Source organism: Metallibacterium sp., from assembly GCF_054637675.1.
In genome coordinates this window covers 67645-86966 of the sequence record NZ_JBTSRB010000005.1, presented here as the reverse complement: position 1 = coordinate 86966, position 19322 = coordinate 67645, and the positions used below count along the sequence as shown (strand labels likewise).

Annotated in this window: 17 protein-coding genes; 8 read left to right on the top strand and 9 right to left on the bottom strand. The window is 69.0% G+C overall.

All coding sequences use genetic code 11. From position 1 onward, the window contains the following. Window positions 1-6: 6 nt before the first annotated feature. The gene (rpsT, locus tag ACYDAT_RS03190) at window positions 7-270 is read right to left on the bottom strand and encodes a 30S ribosomal protein S20 (RefSeq protein ID WP_297905734.1); all 264 of its coding nucleotides are present in this window, start codon (window positions 268-270) and stop codon (window positions 7-9) included. 164 nt (window positions 271-434) lie between these two features. Here rpsT and murJ point away from each other — a divergent pair, with 164 nt between their 5' ends. From murJ to ispH, 5 genes are read left to right on the top strand one after another with little or no spacing between them, the layout of a single operon-like run. Next, a complete protein-coding gene (gene murJ, locus ACYDAT_RS03185) occupies window positions 435-2051 on the top strand; it encodes a murein biosynthesis integral membrane protein MurJ (protein WP_461439353.1) in 1617 nt (538 codons plus the stop codon). A gap of 31 nt (window positions 2052-2082) precedes the next feature. After that, window positions 2083-3150, top strand: coding sequence for a riboflavin biosynthesis protein RibF (gene ribF / locus ACYDAT_RS03180; RefSeq protein WP_461448451.1), 1068 nt, complete (start codon window positions 2083-2085; stop codon window positions 3148-3150). An 11-nt stretch (window positions 3151-3161) separates the two neighbouring features. Then, the gene (gene ileS, locus ACYDAT_RS03175) at window positions 3162-6143 is read left to right on the top strand and encodes an isoleucine--tRNA ligase (protein ID WP_461448450.1); all 2982 of its coding nucleotides are present in this window, start codon (window positions 3162-3164) and stop codon (window positions 6141-6143) included. 11 nt (window positions 6144-6154) lie between these two features. Beyond that, the gene (gene lspA, locus ACYDAT_RS03170) at window positions 6155-6655 is read left to right on the top strand and encodes a signal peptidase II (protein ID WP_461439350.1); all 501 of its coding nucleotides are present in this window, start codon (window positions 6155-6157) and stop codon (window positions 6653-6655) included. Between the two features lie 28 nt (window positions 6656-6683). Continuing rightward, a complete protein-coding gene (gene ispH / locus ACYDAT_RS03165) occupies window positions 6684-7619 on the top strand; it encodes a 4-hydroxy-3-methylbut-2-enyl diphosphate reductase (RefSeq protein WP_461439349.1) in 936 nt (311 codons plus the stop codon). 172 nt (window positions 7620-7791) lie between these two features. Here the strand turns inward: ispH and ACYDAT_RS03160 are convergent, their stop codons facing one another. From ACYDAT_RS03160 to wrbA, 4 genes are all read right to left on the bottom strand, one after another. Beyond that, window positions 7792-8283, bottom strand: coding sequence for an asparaginase domain-containing protein (locus ACYDAT_RS03160; RefSeq protein ID WP_461448449.1), 492 nt, complete (start codon window positions 8281-8283; stop codon window positions 7792-7794). Between the two features lie 225 nt (window positions 8284-8508). Next, the gene (locus tag ACYDAT_RS03155) at window positions 8509-10161 is read right to left on the bottom strand and encodes an acyl-CoA dehydrogenase family protein (RefSeq protein ID WP_461448448.1); all 1653 of its coding nucleotides are present in this window, start codon (window positions 10159-10161) and stop codon (window positions 8509-8511) included. A gap of 203 nt (window positions 10162-10364) precedes the next feature. Further along, window positions 10365-10691 carry a DUF2069 domain-containing protein gene (locus tag ACYDAT_RS03150; protein WP_461439346.1) on the bottom strand — a complete coding sequence of 109 codons (327 nt, stop codon included), beginning with the start codon at window positions 10689-10691 and terminating at the stop codon, window positions 10365-10367. Window positions 10692-10725: 34 nt separating this feature from the next. Beyond that, window positions 10726-11322, bottom strand: coding sequence for an NAD(P)H:quinone oxidoreductase (gene wrbA / locus ACYDAT_RS03145; RefSeq protein WP_461441201.1), 597 nt, complete (start codon window positions 11320-11322; stop codon window positions 10726-10728). Window positions 11323-11411: 89 nt separating this feature from the next. Between wrbA and ACYDAT_RS03140 the strand changes: the two genes are divergently transcribed. Genes ACYDAT_RS03140 through ACYDAT_RS03130 form a run of 3 tightly spaced genes read left to right on the top strand, consistent with a single transcriptional unit; the run spans window position 11412 to window position 13479 of the window. Further along, window positions 11412-12680 (top strand): YihY family inner membrane protein, encoded by a 1269-nt coding sequence (locus tag ACYDAT_RS03140; RefSeq protein ID WP_461448447.1) that lies wholly within the window; start codon window positions 11412-11414, stop codon window positions 12678-12680. 11 nt (window positions 12681-12691) lie between these two features. Continuing rightward, window positions 12692-13210: a TlpA disulfide reductase family protein gene (locus ACYDAT_RS03135; RefSeq protein ID WP_461448446.1), complete on the top strand. Its 519-nt coding sequence runs from the start codon at window positions 12692-12694 to the stop codon at window positions 13208-13210. Next, window positions 13207-13479: an acylphosphatase gene (locus tag ACYDAT_RS03130; protein WP_461439342.1), complete on the top strand. Its 273-nt coding sequence runs from the start codon at window positions 13207-13209 to the stop codon at window positions 13477-13479. Before ACYDAT_RS03135 ends, ACYDAT_RS03130 begins: the two co-directional genes overlap by 4 nt. 328 nt (window positions 13480-13807) lie before the next feature. Here the strand turns inward: ACYDAT_RS03130 and ppk2 are convergent, their stop codons facing one another. The 4 genes from ppk2 to hemA all read right to left on the bottom strand — a co-directional run bounded on the left by ppk2 (window position 13808) and on the right by hemA (window position 19232). Then, window positions 13808-14605 carry a polyphosphate kinase 2 gene (gene ppk2 / locus ACYDAT_RS03125; protein WP_461448445.1) on the bottom strand — a complete coding sequence of 266 codons (798 nt, stop codon included), beginning with the start codon at window positions 14603-14605 and terminating at the stop codon, window positions 13808-13810. A 198-nt stretch (window positions 14606-14803) separates the two neighbouring features. After that, entirely contained in the window at window positions 14804-16891 is a 2088-nt protein-coding gene (locus ACYDAT_RS03120) for an O-linked N-acetylglucosamine transferase, SPINDLY family protein (protein WP_461448444.1), read from the bottom strand. Then, complete coding sequence (gene prfA / locus ACYDAT_RS03115; protein ID WP_461439339.1) at window positions 16888-17970, bottom strand: peptide chain release factor 1; 1083 nt, start codon at window positions 17968-17970, stop codon at window positions 16888-16890. Before prfA ends, ACYDAT_RS03120 begins: the two co-directional genes overlap by 4 nt. Beyond that, window positions 17967-19232 (bottom strand): glutamyl-tRNA reductase, encoded by a 1266-nt coding sequence (hemA, locus tag ACYDAT_RS03110; RefSeq protein WP_461448443.1) that lies wholly within the window; start codon window positions 19230-19232, stop codon window positions 17967-17969. Before hemA ends, prfA begins: the two co-directional genes overlap by 4 nt. Window positions 19233-19322: the final 90 nt, after the last annotated feature.

The following is a 19322-nucleotide window of genomic DNA, read 5'->3' as shown; positions in this document are numbered from 1 at the left end:
ATCGGTTCAGCCCAGCGCCTTGATATGTGCGGTCAGACGGCTCTTGTGGCGATTGGCCTTGTTCTTGTGGATCAAACCACGCGAGGCGTGACGATCCATGACCGGCTCGGCGGCGGCATAGGCGGCCACGGCGGCGGCCTTGTCCTTGGCTTCGATGGCAGTGACGACTTTCTTGATCGCCGTGCGCACCATGGAGCGGGCGCTGACGTTGCGCATGCGGCGCTGCTCGGACTGGCGCGCGCGCTTTTTCGCGGACTTGATGTTGGCCAAAGGATGACTCCAGACGCGGGTGTAATGGAAAAGAGCGAAATTATGCTGGAGCCACCCGCTGCGGTCAATCGCAGCCGGCGCGCCGGCGCGAGTGCCCCGGTTTGCTGGAAGCGCGTCGAGTCCCGAGTCCCGAGTCCCGAGTCCCGGCCCGTGGGGGTCGCCCCGTGACCGCCCCGCGCTCCAGCCTGCTGCGTGGCATGGCCGCGTTCAGCAGCATGACGCTGCTGTCGCGGCTGCTCGGTCTGCTGCGCGAGACAGTGATCGCCGCGGTGTTCGGTGCCAACGCGGCGACGGATGCGTTCTGGGTGGCGTTTCGCATTCCCAACTTCATGCGCCGGCTGTTCGCCGAGGGCGCGTTTTCGCTGGCGTTCGTGCCGGTATTCGCCGAGGTGCGCGCGCGCGGCGACGATGTCGCGCTGAAGCAGTTCGTGGCGCGCGTCGCCGGCACTCTGGGCGGCGTGTTGCTGGTGGTCACGGCGCTGGGCATCTGGGGCGCGCGCGCGCTGGTGCACGTGTTCGCGCCGGGGCTGGCGGAGGATCCCGCGCGCCTGACGCTGACCGCCGACCTGCTGCGCATCATGTTTCCGTTCCTGCTGCTGGTGTCGCTCACCGCGCTGGCGGCGGGCGTGCTCAACGCGTATTCCAAATTCGCGCTGGCGGCATTCACCCCGGTCATCCTGAACTTGTGCATGATCGCCGCGGCGCTGTGGTTGGCGCCACATCTGCGCATTCCGATCAGCGCGCTGGCCTGGGCCATCTTGCTGGCGGGCGTGCTGCAACTGGCCATGCAGTTGCCGGCGCTGCGCAGACTGGGGGTGCTGTCGTGGCCGCGCTGGGGCGCGACGCACCCGGACGTGCGCAAGATCATGCGTCTGATGCTGCCGACGCTGTTTGGCTCGTCGGTGGCGCAGATCAATCTGCTGCTGGATACGGTGATCGCCTCGTTCCTGTTCGTCGGCTCGCAAACCTGGCTGGCCTTGTCCGATCGCCTGATGGAGTTCCCGCTGGGCGTGTTTGGCGTGGCGCTGGGTACGGTGATCCTGCCGACGCTGGCCCGACACCACCTGAGCACCGATCGCGCGGGTTTTCAGCGCGCGCTGGACTGGGGGCTGCGCACCGCGCTGCTGATCGCGCTGCCGGCCACGGTGGCACTGGTGCTGCTGGCCAAGCCGATGATCGCGACGTTGTTTCAGCACGGTCGCTATAACGCTTTCGATACTGACATGACCACGCTGTCGCTGACCACACTCAGTTGCGGGCTGCCGGCATTCGCGCTGGTCAAGGTGCTGGCGCCGGCGTTTTACGCGCGCCAGGACACCAAGACCCCGGTGCGCGCGGCGATCGTGGCGATGGTAGTGAACATGGCGCTGAATGTGATCCTGGTGGGCGCGCTAGTGTGGGCCTGGGCCGCGCCCGAACTGCACCGCAGCGGCGTGCTGGAGACCCTGGCGCACACGCCCGGCCTGCACATGGCACTGGGCATGGCCAGCGCACTGGCCGGCTATCTCAACCTCACCCAACTGTGGCTGGCGCTGCGCCGGCAGGGCGTGTATCAGGCGCAGCCGGGTTGGCTGTGGCACCTCGGACGCACGTTGCTGGCCTGCGCGGTGATGGCGGCGGTGCTGCTACTGGGGCGTCTGCTGCTGTGGCCGGACTGGACCACGCCGCCGGCGCTGATGCGGCTGTGGCGCCTGCTGGCGCTGTTGACCGCGGGTGGGCTGGCGTATCTGGCGGTGCTGTTCGCGCTGGGTTTCCGCTGGCGCGAGCTGCACGAGGCTTGAGCGCTCTGTGGCGCTGCAGCATACTCATCCGATGATGCGTATTGCCCGGGACGTGGCGGGGCCTTGCCTCGCGCCGCATGGCAGCGTGCTGGCCGTGGGTGCGCTGGATGGCCTGCACCGCGGCCATCAGGCGCTGCTGGCGCGCGTGCGCGAACGTGCGGCGGCGCTGAGTCTGCCGCCGCTGGCGATCAGCTTCGAGCCGTTGCCGCGCGCGTATTTTTCGCGCACGCCGTTGCCGCGACTGGGCTCGGTGCGCGACAAGATCGAAGGGCTTGCACGCGCCGGCATGCAGCGTCTGCTGCTGCTGCGCTTCAATGCCGCGCTGGCGGCGCTGCCCGCCGAGGATTTCGTGCGCCGCGTGCTGCTGGCGCGTGCCGGCGCGCGTGAAGTGTGGGTGGGGGAGGATTTCCGCTTCGGCCACCGGCGCAGCGGCGATCTGGCGCTGCTGCAGCGCATGGGCGCCGAGCTGGGCTTCGCGGCGCACGTGCTGGAAACGCATCTGCACGATGGCGCGCGCATCTCCAGCAGTGCGATCCGCGCGGCGCTGACGGCGGATGATTTCGCGGCCACGGCGGTGTTGCTGGGGCATCCGTTTTGCATCGGCGGGCGCGTGGTGCGCGGTCAGCAATTGGGCCGCACTTTGGGATACCCCACTGCCAATATCCGCTTGGGCCGGCGCGTCAGTCCTATCCAGGGCATCTTCGCGGTGCGTGTGCATGGCGTGGACGACGCGCCGCGACCCGGCGGTCGCTCTGGCGCGTCCTGCGACCGTAGGGAGTGCGGAGCCGCCCGCGACACTGGGACATCCCTGCCCGGCGGTCGCTCTGGCACATCCTGTGCTCGCGACACTGGGGCATCCCTGCCCGGCGTTGCCAGTCTCGGGCTGAGGCCCACCGTGGATGGGCGCGAACTGCTGCTGGAAGCGCATCTGTTTGATTTCCACGGCGATCTGTATGGCCGCCATCTGGCGGTCGAATTCGTGCGCAAATTGCGCGACGAGGAAAAATTCGCCAGCCTCGACGATCTGACCCGGCAAATGCACCGCGACGCTGCCGCGGCGCGTGCACTGCTGGGCCTGCCCCTTTCCGTTTCCGCCTGAGTCATCGCCGCATGGATTACAAGCACACCCTGCAATTGCCGCAGACCGATTTCCCCATGCGCGGCGACCTGCCCAGGCGCGAGCCCGTGTGGCTGGCCGAGTGGGAGCGCGTCGGACGCTATGCGCAGATCCAGCGGCACACTGCGGCGCGCAGCAAGACTTTTGTGCTCCACGATGGCCCGCCGTATGCCAACGGCGCCATTCACCTGGGCCACGCGGTCAACAAGATTCTGAAGGACATCGTGGTCAAGTCGCGGCTGCTGGCGGGTTTTCGCGCGCCCTACGTGCCGGGCTGGGATTGCCATGGCCTGCCCATCGAGATCGCGGTGGAGAAGAAATTCGGCAAGGCCGGCGAGAAACTCGACGCCGCCGCGTTCCGGCAGAAATGCCGCGAATACGCCGCGCGGCAGATCGACGTGCAGCGCGCGGATTTCAAACGCCTCGGTGTGCTCGGCGACTGGGAGCATCCCTATCGCACCATGGATTTCAGTTACGAGGCCGATATGCTGCGCGCGCTGGCGCGCATCATCGCGCGCGGGCATCTGACGCGCGGCTTCAAGCCGGTGCATTGGTGCTTCGACTGTGGCTCGGCGCTGGCCGAGGCCGAGATCGAGTACCAGGACAAGGACTCGCCGGCGATCGACGTCGCCTTCGATGCCGTCGATGGCCAGGCGCTGGCGGCGCGCTTTGGCGTGGATGCCGGCGACGCCATCGTCGCCGTGCCGATCTGGACCACCACGCCGTGGACGCTGCCGGCCAACCAGGCGGTGGCGCTGAATGCCGGGATCGATTACGTATTGGTCGAAGGTCCGGCGCGCGCCGAGCGGCGCGTATTGCTGGTGCTGGCCGCAGCCTTGATGGAGCCGGCACTGAAGCGTTACGGCATCGAGTCCGCGTCGGCGTTGGGTCATGCCAAGGGCGCGCAGCTCGCCCCTCTCCCACCGGGAGAGGGTGCCCGCAGGGCGGGTGAGGGTGCGCTCACTGCCGAGCATGGCGCGAATACCGAACCCCCAATCCCTCTGCCCTCACCCCCAACCCCTCTCCCGATGGGAGAAGGGAGTGTGCTGCTGCAGCATCCGTTCTACGCGCGCACGGTGCCGCTGATCCTCGGCGAGCATGTGTCCGCCGAGGACGGCACCGGTGCCGTGCATACTGCACCCGGTCACGGTCAGGAAGACTTCGCCGTGGGCCAGTTGTACGGTCTTGCGGTGGTCAATCCGGTCGATGGCAAGGGCGTGTTCCTGCCCGATACCGAGCAGTTCGCCGGGCAGCACGTGTGGAAGGCCAACGCCAGCGTCATCGATACCCTGCGCGCGCGCGGCGTGCTGCTGGCGCACGCCACGCTGCGGCACAGCTATCCGCACTGCTGGCGGCACCGCACGCCGGTGATTTTTCGCGCCACGCCGCAGTGGTTCATCGGCATGGATACGGCCGGCCTGCGCCGCGATGCGCTGGCGGCCATAGCCAATGAAGTGGAGTGGTTTCCGGGCTGGGGCAAGGAGCGCATCGCCGGCATGGTGGCCGGGCGTCCGGACTGGTGCATCTCGCGCCAGCGCACCTGGGGCGTGCCGATCGCGTTGTTCGTGGACAAGGCCAGCGGCACGCCGCATCCGCGCTCGATCGAGCTGCTGGAGCAGGTGGCGCAGCGCGTGGCGCAGGGTGGCGTGGATGCCTGGTACGCGCTGGATGCGCGCGAGCTGCTGGGCGAGGAAGCCGAGCACTACGAGAAGATCACCGACGTGCTGGATGTGTGGTTCGACTCCGGCGTGACCCATGCCTGCGTGATCGATGCGCGGCCCGAGTTGGCGCAGGACGGCCATGCCGACTGGCGCGTGATGTACCTGGAAGGCTCCGATCAGCACCGTGGCTGGTTCCAGTCCTCGCTGCTGACGCGCGTGGCCATGACCGGCCATGCGCCCTACCGGCAGGTGCTCACCCATGGTTTCACCGTGGATGAGCAAGGCCGCAAGATGTCCAAGTCGCTGGGCAACGGCATCGAGCCGCAGGACGTGATGAAGCGCCTCGGCGCCGACATCCTGCGCCTGTGGATCGCTTCGGCCGATTACAGCAACGAGATGGCGCTGTCCGAGCAGATCCTGCAGCGCGTGTCCGACACATATCGGCGCCTGCGCAACACCAGCCGTTTCCTGCTGGCCAATCTCGATGGTTTCGATCCGGCGCGGCACCTGCTAGCGGTGGCCGACTGCTTGTTGCTGGATCAGTGGATCATCGCGCGGGCGCACGATCTGCAGCAGCAGATCGTCGCGGCCTGTGACCGTTACGCCTTCGCCGAGGTGGTGCAGCGCGTGCAGAACTTCTGCACCAACGAGCTGGGCGCGCTGTATCTGGATATCACCAAGGATCGCCTGTACACCATGCCCGCGGACAGCCGCGGCCGACGCAGCGCGCAGAGCGCGATGTTCCGCATCCTCGAGGCGATGGTGCGCTGGCTGGCGCCGATGCTTAGCTTCACCGCCGAGGAAATCTGGCGGCACCTGCCCGGCGTGCGCGACGAGTCGGTGTTGTTCGAGACTTGGTACACGGGTCTCGAGGGGGCCTCAATGGAGGCCACCGATGCGGTGTTCTGGGCCGATCTGCGGGGTCTGCGGGACGAACTGGCGAGGTGGCTTGAGCAGATGCGCCGCGAAGGCGAAATCGGCGCCTCGCTCGATGCTGTGGTCGACCTCTATGTTGATGCCGAGCGTGCGCAGCAGCTGCAAGCCTTCGGCGAGGAACTGCGATTCTTCTTTATCACCTCAGAGTTCAACGTGCATCCGATGGAGCAAGCGCCCAGTGATTTGCTTCTGACGGCGGTTGAGCTTCCGAGTGGGCGCATGCAGTTCAGGTTTGCTATGCGCCCAAGCGCCGCGCCCAAGTGCGTGCGCTGCTGGCATCACCGCGCCGACGTGGGCACGCACGCGCAGCATCCCGAGCTGTGCGGGCGCTGTATCGACAACATCGAAGGGCCGGGTGAAGACCGGCGCTTTTTCTGAGCGCGCGCGCCATGTCTTTGCCACGTCCCAACGCCCTGCCATGGTTGCTGCTGTCGCTGGCGGTGATCGCGCTGGATCAACTGACCAAGGCGCTGATCGTGGCGCACTTCGCTGTGGGGCAGGTGCAGGTGCTGATTCCGCGCCTGCTCGATCTGACCCTTGCCTACAACCGCGGTGCGGCCTTCAATTTCCTGGCCAGCGCGGATGGCTGGCAGCGCTGGCTGTTCACGCTGCTGGCCGTGGGCATCAGCGCGGCGTTGGGCGTGGCGCTGGCGCGCACGCCGCGCGGCGCTTGGCGCAGCGCCTTGCCGTATGCGCTGATCATCGGCGGCGCGCTGGGCAATCTCATCGACCGCCTGCGCCTGGGCCATGTGGTGGATTTCATCCTCGTGCACTGGAAGCACGACTGGTACTACCCGGCATTCAACGTGGCAGATTCGTCCATCACCGTGGGCGCGGTGCTGCTGGTGTGGTTCGCGCTGTTCGGCACATCGCGCGCGGCGGGGCGATAATGCGCGCGGTTCATACGGTATCCGCATCGTGGAAGTAATCCTCGCCAACCCGCGCGGCTTTTGTGCCGGCGTCGATCGCGCCATCGCCATCGTCGAGCGCGCGCTGGAATCCTACGGCGCGCCGATCTACGTGCGCCACGAGGTGGTGCACAACCGCTTCGTGGTCGAAGGTCTGCGCGCGCGCGGGGCGATCTTCGTCGAGGATCTGGACGACGTTCCCGACGGCGCCACGCTGATCTTCAGCGCGCACGGCGTACCGCAGCAGGTGCGCGTGCAGGCCGCAATGCGCGGCCTGCGCGTGTTCGACGCCACCTGCCCGCTGGTGACCAAGGTGCACATGGAGGTCGCGCGCCTGGGCCGGCTCGGCAAGGACGTGGTGCTGGTAGGCCACGCCGGACACCCCGAGGTCGAGGGCACCATGGGCCAGTGGGATGCGCGCTTCGGCGGACACATCCATCTGGTCGAATGCGTGGTCGATGTCGCCGGTTTGCACACCGCGCAGCCCGGCAATCTGGCCTACGTCACCCAGACCACGCTGTCGGTCGAGGACACGCGCGCCATCGTCGATGCGCTGCGCGCGCGCTTTCCCGCCATCGACGGGCCGCGCAAGGACGACATCTGCTACGCCACGCAAAACCGCCAGGACGCGGTACGCCTGCTGGCCGGGCAGGTTGATCTGGTGCTGGTGGTGGGCTCGGCCAGCAGCTCCAACTCCAACCGCCTGCGCGAGCTGGCGGCGAAGCAGGGCGTGCCGGCGCACTTGATCGACGGCCCCGAATCGATCGATCCCGCGTGGCTGACCGGCGCGCGCCGCGTCGGCTTGACCGCCGGTGCCTCCGCGCCCGAGGAACTGGTGCGCGCGGTCATCGCCCATTTGCGCGACGCCGGCGCCAGCGCCATCCACGAGCTGGATGGCACCGCCGAAACCATCGCCTTTGCCCTGCCACGCGAATTGCGCGTCTGAGCCGCCGCGACTCGGCACTCGCGACAGCCGGGGCTTGCGTGACGATAATTGCGAGCGCGACGCGGCAGTGCACGCCAGGATGCTTCGGTCTGCGACCTCAGCATGACGTCGCGGTTTCAGCACAAGGATAGGGCTGGCACCGTTGCGGATCGGCTGCGGCCCGTCTCCGCTTTCAAGTGCCCACCGCCTCAAACCGGTTCGCCTCGCGGTTCTTGCGCACCTTGGTAGGGTTCCAGACGCGGCCGTTCATGGCGATCCACGCGCCGTCGGGTAGCGCCTGCACCGCGCCCACCGCGCAGCCGATGTTGAACACCGCGTCCGAGCCGGTGAAGCGCGCCGGGTTCAGCGCGCCGGTCAGCACGATCACCTTGCCGACGATGCCATGCAGCGCCAGCGCGGTGTCCACCATGGTGTCGGTGCCGTGGGTGACCAGCACGTGGCGCTCGCTCTGGCGCTCGATCACCTCGCGCAGCAGCGCGCGGTCGGCGGCGTCCATGTGCAGCGAATCCTTGCGCATCAGCGGGATCACGTTGCAGCGAAACGCCACGCCGATGCCGCTCAGAATCTGGCCGATCTGCGGCTCGCCGATCTGGTAATCGGATTTGTCATCGAAGTAGATCTTGTCGATGGTGCCGCCGGTGGTGACGATGCAAAGCTGGTCCATGGTGCGCTCGGGCAGGAATGATGGTGAACCTCTGAACAAGTCCTATGGTGGGCATGCGCAGAAGAAAATGCATGTGTCGCGCCGAGTCCGGCACCCATCCTCGCGGCGCATCCTGCTGCGCGAGATGGCCAGCCCGGTCATCCATGGCCTGGCGCGCGTCGAATCAAGGCGCGCGTACCCGGCTACGCGACATAGCGCACCCGTGGCTTGCGCCGCGCGGCGCGTTCAATCCTGCGCCAGGATCGCCGCGCAGTCGCCATCGCTGGCCATGCTCAGGCGCAGCAGTCCGTGGCCGAGGAAACGCCGCAGGGACGCCGCCGGACGCAGATCATCGTGCACCGCGGCGGCCCGTGCCTGTCGCGCCAGCAGCGTGGCCGCCGCGCAGCGCGCCAGCGTCAGCGCCAGATTGCGCGCGCCGGCCTCCATCTGCGCGCGCTCGCGACTGGCGTGCTGCAGCCATTGCGTTGCCGCAGCCAGCGCGGTCTGCGCCAGCGCGGCGCCGGGTACATCCGCAGCAGGCCACTGCCGCCGCAGCCAGGCCGCGAACGGCGCCAGATCGTTGCCGCCCAGCGCGCGCAAAGTGTCCAGCGCCAGCACGTTGGTGGTGCCTTCCCAGATCGGATACACCTGCGCGTCGCGCAGCAGTTGCGGCAGCCCGGTGTCCTCGATGTAACCGGCACCGCCGCAGGCTTCCAGACACTCCGAGGCGATGCGCACGGCGAGCTTGCCGGTCCACAGTTTGGCCAGCGGCGTGAGCACCCGCCACGCAGCCTGGCTGTCGGCATCGGCGACGCCGGACTCGACTTCGCCCAGCAGGCGCGCGACGCCAAAGCCCAGTGCGAACGCGGCTTCGAATTCGGCGGCCAGCCCGGCCAATGTATCGCGGTGCAGCGGCTTGTCGATCAGTCTGGCGCCGAAGGCCTCGCGGCGCGTGGCGTAATCCCCGGCCAGCGCCAACGCGCGGCGCATGGCGGCCAGCGCGCAGATCGTGTTCCAGGTGCGGGTGATGTTGAGCATTGGCGCGATGTGGCGCACGCCGTGCTTCGGTTCGCCCACGGGCGTGGCGGCAAGGCCGTCGAGTTCGATCTCGGCGGTGGGCAGCTCGCGCGTGCCCAGCTTGTCCTTGAGGCGCTGGATGCGCAGCTCCGGCTGCCAGGCGCCATCGACCGCGCGCGTTTCCACATAAAACAAGCCCAGCGCGTCGTTGCCGGCGCCAGCGCCGCTTGGTCTCGCGAGCGCCAGCGCGGCTTCACCGACGATCGCCGAGGTGAACCACTTGCGCCCGTACAGGCGCCACTGACCGGAAGCATCCTGACGCGCCTCGACCTCGCTGCGCGACACGTCCGAGCCGCCGATGGTCTCGGTCATCCACTGTCCCGACAACCACAGCGTGGCGGCGTCACGGCTGAGAAAACGCGGCAACGCGCGCTGCATCAGCGCGGCAGCGCCGCTGGCCTTCAGCGTGGTGGCGGTACCGTCGGTCATCGCCAGCGGGCAGGTATAGAACTCGCTGGCGACGTGATACAGGTACACGCGCGCGAATTGCGCGGCGCGCTGCAGGCCGCGCGCATCGGCGGCGTGTCCGGCCCACAGCAATCCATGCGCCGCGGTGAGCGCGGCACCTTCGTCCCACGTCGGCGTCAGCGCGATGCGATCCACGCGCCGGCCCCAGGCATCCCATTGCGTGAGCACGGGCTCGCGACGCGGCGTGTTCTGTCGCCGCGCATAGGCCAGCAGCGCGTAATCGGCCAGCGCCTGCAGATCGGGCAGCAGCGCGGCGCGCGCGGCATCGTCGAGGTTCTGCTGCAGCCAGGCGCGCAACACGCGGTCGTGGTGCAGCGGATGCGCCAGTTGCGGGCCTTCCTGGATGAAATTCATCACACGCTCCCGGACCATGGATACGTGCATGCTAGGCTGCGCGGCGCGCGATGGCGAGGCGCGACGCACAAGCGGCGGTTGGGTGCACCTTGGTTGTCGATTCCGTGTCGTTGCGCGCGGTTGCTTCGCGTGATCATTCCGCCTCGCGTTGCGAGAAGACTCGCGCAGACAACGCCATGCGCACGCAGCGCGCGCCGTCACACTCAGCGCGCGCGTCGCCCCGTGGCTCCGGTGGCGCCGATCAGCAGCAGCGCCAGCAGCAGCTCGGTCCAACCCAGCGCGCGCGGCACGCCGTGCATCGCCCAGGCGACCATCACGCCGTGGCTGAAATACAGCAGCGCCGCCACCGCCGCCCACCACAGGCGGCGTTGCGCGCCGCGCGCCAGCAGCGGCAGCGCCAGTGGCAGTAGGGCCAGCGGCAGCACCGCGATCAGCAGCGCGGGCGGTGGCGCGCGCAGCCAGCCGTGCCACAGCACTTGCAGCAGCGCCAGCAGCAGCCACGCCAGTTGGCCGATGCGCAGCGCGTTCATCGCGCCGCGACCGGGCGTTTGTGCAGCGCCACGCTCATCGTGGCGCGAGGCGTGCGGCGACCTGCGCCAGACGCCGCCCCAGCGCGCGCGCCAGTTCCTGTTCGTGCGCGCTGAGCGCGTGCTCACCCTTGAGACCGGCGACGTGGCTGGCGCCGTAAGGCGTGCCGCCGCTCTGCGTCGCGTTCAAGGCCGGCTCGGTGAACGGCAGACCAAGGATCAGCATGCCGTGATGCAGCAGCGGCAGCAGCATGCTGAGCAGGGTGGATTCCTGCCCGCCGTGCAGGGTGGCGGTGCTGGCGAACACCGCCGCGGGCTTGCCCACCAGCGTGCCCGATGCCCACTCTGCGCCGGTGCCGTCGAGGAAATGCTTGAGCGGCGCGGCCATGTTGCCGAAGCGCGTCGGGCTGCCCAGCGCGAGGCCGTCGCAGGCGCGCAAGTCATCCAGCGTGGCGTAGGGCGCGCCATCTGCGGGTACCGGCGGCGCGGCTACTGCGGTGATCGGCGCCACCGGCGGCACCTGGCGCAGGCGCGCGCTGCAACCGGCGACTTCCTCGACGCCGCGCGCCACGCGCCGCGCCAGATCGGCGGTGTGGCCGCTGCGGCTGTAATAAAGCACCAGGATCTCGGTCATGCGGGCGGCTCTCGCGGGTGGGATGGGTTGGGCGCCTGAAAAACGCCAGCATGGTGTTTTTCGAGGTTCCATATCGATACGCTGCGCGCATGCAACCGGTCGATCGCGAACACATGCGCGCCTTCATCGCCTTCGCCTGGCAGCGGCTGCGCGAGGACCGCCTGCTGGAAACCGCGGGCGCGCTGTCCTACACCACGGTGTTCGCGTTGGTGCCGCTGCTGGCGACGACGCTGGGCATCGTAGCGATGTTTCCGGCCTGGACACACTGGAGCGATACGATTTCGGCCTTCGTGTTTCGCAATCTGGTGCCGGCCACCGGCGCGGCGGTGGAGCAGGCGCTGTTGCGTTTCGCCGGCAACGCCAGCCGCATGACCGCGGCCAGCGCGGTGGTGCTGCTGTTCACTGCGCTGCTGATGATGGCGGCGATCGAGGAGCGCTTCAATCGCATCTGGCGGGTCACGCGTCAACGTCGCGGGGTACTGCGTTTTCTCACCTACTGGGCGGCGTTGACGCTGGGGCCGCTGCTGGTGGTCGGTGGTCTGGCGATCAGCTCGTACCTGTTGGCGCTGCCGTGGCTGGCGCAGGCCAATCGGCATCTCGAGCTGGGCGCTGATCTGCTCGATCTGGCGCCGTTCCTGATCACCTGGATCGGGCTGCTGGCGATGTATCTGCTGATCCCGAATCGGCGCGTGGCGCTGCGTCATGCGCTGGGCGGCGCGCTGCTGGCGGCGCTGGCGTTCTCGGCCGCGCGCCATGGCTTCGCGCTGTATGTGCTGCACATGGGCTCGTACCACGCCATCTACGGCGCGCTGGCGGCGGTGCCGATTTTTCTGGTGTGGATATACGTGTCGTGGGTGATCGTGCTGGCCGGCGCTTCGCTCACCGCTGCTTTCGCCGCGTTCCAGTACGTGCCGCAGGCCTTGCGCCTGCCGCGCGAAGCCGAGTTCGTTGGCCTGCTGCGCGTGCTGGCGGTGCTGGCCGATGCGCAGCAACGCGGCGCGACCATGGACAACGCCGCGTTGCGCCGCGCGCTGCCGTTTCTCACCGAGGACACGCTGACGCGCTATCTCGACGAACTGGAACACGCACGCCTGCTGCGGCGTTCCGAGCTGGGCGACTGGCTGCTCACGCGCAGCCTGCATGGCGTGCGTCTGGCCGATTTGTACGCCGCGGGTCATTACCGTCTGCCGGCCTCGGCCGCGCTGCTGGCCAGCGCCGCGCAGGATCTGCCGGCGCCGCTGGCCGCGCAGATCGCGGCGCTGGGGCAGGCGCTGGAGGCGGGGCTGGCCGCCGATCTGGCCAGCCTGCAGCCGGCGACGGATACTGCACGGACCGCGGCACACGGTTCTTCGCCATGAAAGTCCGCGCCATGCAAAGCATCCCGATGAAAACACTGCAGTCACTCGCATTGCTTGCCGTTCTGACCGTCATGCCGGCGTGGGCCGCGCCACCCGCGGCGCCGCTGCAACTCACGCTGCGCACCCTCGATGGCGGCACCTTCAACCTCGCCGCCGAGCATGGCAAGTGGGTGATCCTCAATCAGTGGGCGACCTGGTGCGGCCCGTGTCTGCGCGAGATGCCGGAACTCTCGGCCTGGGTGAAAACGCATGCCGCGCACGTGGCCGCGCTGGGCATGGCCTACGACGGCATCACCGCGCAGGAATTCGCGCAGTTCATGCGCAAGCATCCGGTCAGCTATCCGGTGGTGCTGATCGATCTTGAGTCTCCGCCCGCGGCCATGCCCGAGCCGGAAGTTCTGCCCTCGACCTATCTTGTCGCGCCCGATGGCGTGGTGGTGAAGCATTTCGTCGGCCCCATCGATGGCGCCAAGCTCGATGCCGCCATCGCCGCTGCGCGCACGCTGCATCCGTACTGGCCCAAGCCGTGAGCGCGCGCCGCTGGCTGATCAGCGGCCGCGTGCAGGGCGTGGCGTTTCGCGCGTACACGCAGGCGCGCGCGCTGGCGCTGGGGCTCAGCGGCTACGCTCAGAACCTGCCCGCCGGGCGTGTGGAGGTGCTCGCGCAAGGCGATGACGCCGCGCTCGATCAGCTCGCGCAGTGGCTGCGGCAAGGCCCGCCCGCCGCGCGCGTGGAGGCCGTGCACGAGGCTCCGGCTGCCGAGGGTGAGGCGCCCGGCGTCGGCTTCGGCGTGCGCTGAGTGCATTGAAGCATCCCGCTTCGGTAGTGGCGTTGTGGTTTGCGTGTGCTTGAACGTCCGTTCTTTATCCCTCTCCCGCCGGGAGGGGGTGGCCCGCAGGGCTGGGTGAGGGTGCGCACTTGCGCAGTTCGCGTTGCTCGTGAACGGCCGTTCTTTTGTGCTGTCTCGCAAGATTTCCCTTGTTCCGCCCGGCTGCCGCCGCGCGAGTCTTCCCCATCGGAAAGCCACGCTTTCTTTGCGCGCCAAAGAAAGGAACCAACGGAAAGGCGACCCCGGCAGCAGCGCTCGTTGCACATCGCGCGCGATAGTCGCGATTCGCAAAGGGGCGTCACGGATCGCCAAACACCCACCTATGCGGCGCAATCCAGAAACCCGGATCGGTCAGATGCTCGCGTTCGGGTGCATGGCGCAGCGCCGGCAGGCGCACGCGCGGCGCCGGCGCGTGGCGATCGGGCACCTGATCGAGCAGATGCCGGATCAGGCTCAACCGGCCCTGCTTCTGATCGTTGTAGTCGACCACGAACCACGGCGCGCCGGCGCGATGCGTGCGCGCCAGCATCACGTCGCGCAGGCGCCCGAACTCGGCGTACCTGGCGCGGCTGGCGATGTCCACCGGCGAGAGTTTCCAGCGCTTCAGCGGGTCATCGGCGCGCTCGCGAAAGCGCCGCTCCTGCTCGGCCTGGTCCACCGCCAGCCAGTACTTGAGCAGGATGATGCCGTCGCGCACCAGCAAGTCCTCGAACACCGGACAGTCGTCCAGAAACTGCCGGTACTGCGCCTTGCTGCAAAAGCCCATGGCCGGCTCGACCACCGCGCGGTTGTACCAACTGCGATCGAACAACACGATCTCGCCGGCCTGCGGCAGGTGCGGCACGTAGCGCTGGAAATACCACTGACCCTGCTCGGCCTCGCCGGGTTTGCCCAGCGCGACGATGCGGTAATTGCGCGTCTCCAGTTTTTCGGTCAGCACCTTGATGGTGCCACCCTTGCCCGCGGCGTCGCGGCCCTCGAACAGCACGCACAGCCGCTTGCCGCGCAGCTTCACCCAGCGCTGCAGTTCGATCAGCTCGATCTGCATTGCCTCCAACGCGTGCTCGTAATCCTTGCGCTTGATGGGCTTTGGCATGGCGAATTTCCAGCAGAAGACACGCCGCGGATGTTGCCAGCAATCATGGCTATGAGCGCAAGCAAGCATCCGCATGCAACATCAAGTCAATCGACCGCCCCGGTTTTCCGGAGGCTCGATCTCTTGACCCTGGAGAGAGCCAGTCTGTTGCAGGATCACTCGCTCAGAACCCGACCCTTTTGATGTGATGCCCGAGGCCTAGCGCCGCGCGCTGTCTTCGAGATCGGTCGGCGCGAGGCCACGCGCGGCGCGTGCGTGCATGGCGTGCAGCAGCGCGGTGAAATCGCGGGCGTAGCCGGGCGTGTCGAACAGCGAGGTGCGCGCGCGCAGTTGCGCGAGGCGATCACGCAGCGCGGCGCGCGCGTCGGCATCGCGGCCTAGCGCGATGGCGCGGGCGATGAAGTCGGCCTCGTCGCGCGCGTTGCACTCGCTCAGTCCGAGATGATGGTTGAGGCTGCCGGCGACGCGCGCGGCAAAGGTTTCGCCGGGGCAGGTGAGCACCGGACAGCCGGCGTACAAGGCATCGCTGGCGCTGGTGTGGGCGTTGTACGGATGCGTGTCCAGCACCAAGTCGGCGTGGCGATACAGGCCCAGGTACTCGGCGTGCGCGCGGCGCGCGGCGAATACGAGCCGCTGCGCATCGATACCGGCCTGCGCGGCGGTGGCGCGCAGGCGCGCATCGGCATCGTCCGGACCTTGCAGCAGCCACAGCACGCTGCCGGGCACCGCGCGCAGGATCGCCAGCATGCTCGCGTAGCGTTGCGGCGCGAGCTTGTAGCCCTGACAAAAACTGGCGAACACGGTGCCCTGCGCGGGCAGGCCCAGCGTCGCGCGCGGCGGCGGCGCGATGATCACGCGCGCCGCATCGATGGGTTGGTAGCAGCGCGGCAAGCGCGCCACGGACTCGCTGTAGTGCGCGCGCTGTGCGGCGGGCACCACGAAAGCATCGGCGATCAGATAGTCGTACCACGGCGCGCAGGCACTGCCGGGATAGCCCAGCCAGTTGACTTGCAGCGGCGCCGGGTGCCGGGCGAACAGCTCGGGGCGACCGCCGCCGCACCACACGTCGAGATCCAGCAGCACGTCGATGGCATCGCCGCGGATGCGCTGCGCCAGTTGCGCCGATGGCATCGCGCTGGCATCCAGCAGCGGCGCGCACGCGGCCAGACGTACACGCCACGGCGAGGCATCGTCGGGGCTGAGCGCGTACAGATGCAGGCGCAGCGAAGCATCCCACGCCAGTGTTTCAAGCAATGGCGTGACCAGCAGCGCGGTGGCGTGCTGGTGGAATCCGGCGGCGACGAAACCGACGCGCAGCGGTGTCGCGGTGCTGCGTGTGGCTAGGCGTGGCGCAGAGGCTGGCAGCCGCGCGGCCAGCGCCTGCGCGGCGATTTCGGCGCAGCGGCGCTGATCGGCGGGCGTGGCATCCTCGGCCAGAAACGCGAACGGCGCGATGCCTTGCGCGCCGGCCGCGAGCTGCGCGCGCAGCCACGCACCGCGCGCAGCGACCGCGCGCCAGTCGCAGCACTGGCGTTCGGCGAACTGCAATTGCGCGGCGATGCGCACATCGCCCGGCGCGCAAGCCAGCGCGGCGCGGTAAGCCGCCGCAGCGCGCTCGATGTGCTGTTGTTCCTCGGCCATCAGTCCGGCTTGCAGGTGCAAGCGCGCATCGCCGGGCGCGTGCGCGAGGCCGGCGCGGCTCGTGGCCTCGGCGCCGGCCCAGTCGCGCTGCGCGGCGCGCGCCTGCGCCAGCAGCAGCGCGGCCTCGGCCTGCGGTGCCTGCGGGTTTTGCAGCACGGCGCGCACGCGCTGCTCGGCTTGCGCGACCGCGCCCATCTGCAGTTCCACTGCGGCCAGATTCAGCGCGCTGCCGGGATCGTGTGATCGCGCGAAAGCCTGCGCATACGCGGCGGCGGCGGCGTCGAGATCGCCTTGCGCGCGGCGCAGGCTGCCGAGCTGGTTGAGCGCGGCCGGGTGCGCGGGATCGAGTTTGAGCGTGGCATCCAGCGCTTGCGCGGCGCCATCGACATCGCCCGTGGCCAGCGCGGCGCTGGCCAGATTCAGCCACGCGGCGAAGTTTTGCGGTGCCAGCCGCGTGGCGGCGCGCAGCGCCTGCACGGCATCGTCATCACGTTGCAGCAGCAGCAGCGCCACGCCGTGCAGGCGCGCGGCTTCCCCCGATCGCGGCCAGCGTCGGCGCAGCGCGCGCGCCCGCGTTTCGGCGGCGGCCGGCTGGCCTTGTTGCAAGAGCTGCGCGAGCGCATCGAGCTCGGCCTCGACGCTCATGCCGGCTGCGCGAGTTGCTGCAGTTGTTCGGCCAGATCGGCGCGGCGCAGCGTGGCGCTGAGCTCGTCCAAATCGCCGTCGAGGATGTCCTGCAGGCGGTGCAGGGTGAGGTTGATGCGGTGGTCGGTGACGCGCCCCTGGGCGAAGTTGTAGGTGCGGATGCGCTGGCTGCGGTCGCCCGAGCCCACCTGCAGCTTGCGCGTGGCGGCCTGCTGCGCGGCCTGCGCGCTGCGCTCGCGATCGAGCAGGCGCGCCCTGAGCAGCAGCAGCGCGCGCGCGCGATTCTTGTGCTGGCTGCGCTCGTCCTGGCATTCCACCACCAGACCGCTGGGCAGGTGCGTGATGCGGATCGCCGAGTCGGTCTTGTTGACGTGCTGGCCGCCGGCGCCGGAAGCGCGAAACGTGTCGACTTTCAGATCGCCGTCGCGCAGCTCGATGTCGGTGAGTTCGTCCTGCTCGGGCAGCACCGCGACGGTGGCGGCGGAGGTGTGGATGCGGCCCTGCGCCTCGGTCGCCGGCACGCGCTGCACGCGGTGCGTGCCGGATTCATAGCGCAGCGCGTTCCACGCGCCGACGCCTTCGACGCGCGCGATCAGCTCCTTGTAGCCGCCGTGTTCGCCGGGATTGCTGGACAGGATTTCCACGCGCCAGCCGCGGCGCTCGGCGTGGCGCAGGTACATGCGCGCCAGGTCGCCGGCGAACAGCGCGGCTTCGTCGCCGCCGATGCCGGCGCGCAGCTCCAGATACAGCGCGCCGCCGGCGTGCGGATCGGGCGGCAGCAGGGCCAGTTCGAGTTCGGCCTCGCGCGCGGCGATGTCGGCATCGAGGCGCGCGATGTCCTCGCTGGCCAGCGCGCCCAGTTCGGCATCGTCCAGCAGCGCGCGTGCGTGTTCCTGCTCGCGCTCGGCGCTGGCCAGCGCGGCCATGCCCGCGGCCACCGGCGCCAGGCGCGCGTGCTCGCGCGTGAGTGCGCGCCAGCGCGCGGCGTCGCTGCTGGCACCGGGCTCGGCGAGCAGGCGATCGAGTTCCTCGTGGCGTTCGGCCAGCGCCAGCAGGCGTTGCTTCAGCGCCGCGTTCATGACTCGTCGCTGGCCGGGCAGCCGTACAGGCGCGCCGCGGCGCGCAGCAGCTCGGTGTCGCCCTGCGCGGCGGCTTCGCGCAGCTTGACGCTGGGCGTGTGCAGCAGTTTGTTGGTCAGCGTGTTGGCGAGAAACGCTAGTGCTTCGTCGGGGCTCTTGCCATGGGCGATCATGGCCTGCGCGCGCGCCAGCACCTCGTCACGCTGCATCTCGGCGGCGTGGCGCAGGGTCTGCACCGGATTGTGCGCGGCCAGCGCCTGACGCCACGCCTGAAAGCGTTCGACCTGCAGCTCGATGAGGGTTTGCGCTTCCTGCGCGGCGGCCTGGCGCGCGCGCTTGCCCTCGTCCATCACCTGATGCAGGTCATCGATGCTGTACAGGAAAACGTCGCGCAGCTCGGCCACCTCGGGCGCGATGTCGCGCGGCACCGCCAGATCGACCATGAACATGGGGCGGTGGCGGCGCTTGACCAGCGCCTGCTGCACCATGCCGCGGTCGATGATCGGCGCATGACTGGCGGTGGAGCTGATCACGATGTCGGCCGCGGCCAGTTGCGTCGGCAGATCGGACAGCGGCACCGCCAGCCCGCCAGTGCGCTGCACCACGGTCAGCGCGTTGCCCAGGGTGCGATTGGCCACGACCAGGCGCGCGACCTTGCGCTCGGTCAGATGACGCGCGGCCAGCTCGATGGTTTCGCCGGCGCCGATCAGCAGCACCTGCGCGTGCGCGATGTCGGTGAACAGGCGCTCGGCCAGACGCACCGCGGTATAGGCCATCGACACCGGCTGCGCGCCGATGCGTGTGTCGGTGCGCACGCGCTTGGCCACGGCGAAGGTGTGCTGCAGCAGGCGTTCCAGCGTGATGTTGAGGGTTTGTGCCTGATGCGCGTGCTGGTAGGCGTCCTTGATCTGGCCGAGGATTTGCGGCTCGCCCAGCACCATCGATTCCAGCCCCACCGACACGCGAAACAAATGCCGCACCGCGTCCTGCTCGCGCCAGCGTTGCAGGAAATCATCCAGGCGCCCCGGCGCGAGGCAGTGGCGCTCGTGCAGCCAGTCGGCGGGGGTGTCCTCGGCGTCGGCGGCCACGCTGCAATACAGCTCGGTGCGGTTGCACGTGGACAGGATCAGCGCCTCCTCGATGCCGGGCTGCGCGTGCAGTTCGTGCAGCGCGTCGGCCAGTTGATCGTCGGCAATAGCCACTTGTTCGCGCAGGGCGACCGGCGCGGTGAGGTGGTTGAGACCGTAGGCAATCAGCGTCATGCGGGATGGGTGGCAGCGATCGGGTAAGCTTTTGCGAACACCCGGAGCAAGGCCCGGCGCCTGGGGCGCGGGCGTGTCCGGGACAGGCCG

Bases quoted from the DNA above. Each gene is read 5' to 3' on its own strand.
- ribF (WP_461448451.1), top strand. From the start codon at position 2,083: ATGATGCGTATTGCCCGGGACGTGGCGGGGCCTTGCCTCGCGCCGCAT.
- ileS (WP_461448450.1), top strand. From the start codon at position 3,162: ATGGATTACAAGCACACCCTGCAATTGCCGCAGACCGATTTCCCCATG.
- lspA (WP_461439350.1), top strand. From the start codon at position 6,155: ATGTCTTTGCCACGTCCCAACGCCCTGCCATGGTTGCTGCTGTCGCTG.
- ACYDAT_RS03160 (WP_461448449.1), bottom strand. From the start codon at position 8,283: ATGGACCAGCTTTGCATCGTCACCACCGGCGGCACCATCGACAAGATC.
- ACYDAT_RS03155 (WP_461448448.1), bottom strand. From the start codon at position 10,161: ATGAATTTCATCCAGGAAGGCCCGCAACTGGCGCATCCGCTGCACCAC.
- ACYDAT_RS03150 (WP_461439346.1), bottom strand. From the start codon at position 10,691: ATGAACGCGCTGCGCATCGGCCAACTGGCGTGGCTGCTGCTGGCGCTG.
- wrbA (WP_461441201.1), bottom strand. From the start codon at position 11,322: ATGACCGAGATCCTGGTGCTTTATTACAGCCGCAGCGGCCACACCGCC.
- ACYDAT_RS03140 (WP_461448447.1), top strand. From the start codon at position 11,412: ATGCAACCGGTCGATCGCGAACACATGCGCGCCTTCATCGCCTTCGCC.
- ACYDAT_RS03135 (WP_461448446.1), top strand. From the start codon at position 12,692: ATGCAAAGCATCCCGATGAAAACACTGCAGTCACTCGCATTGCTTGCC.
- ppk2 (WP_461448445.1), bottom strand. From the start codon at position 14,605: ATGCCAAAGCCCATCAAGCGCAAGGATTACGAGCACGCGTTGGAGGCA.
- ACYDAT_RS03120 (WP_461448444.1), bottom strand. From the start codon at position 16,891: ATGAGCGTCGAGGCCGAGCTCGATGCGCTCGCGCAGCTCTTGCAACAA.
- prfA (WP_461439339.1), bottom strand. From the start codon at position 17,970: ATGAACGCGGCGCTGAAGCAACGCCTGCTGGCGCTGGCCGAACGCCAC.
- hemA (WP_461448443.1), bottom strand. From the start codon at position 19,232: ATGACGCTGATTGCCTACGGTCTCAACCACCTCACCGCGCCGGTCGCC.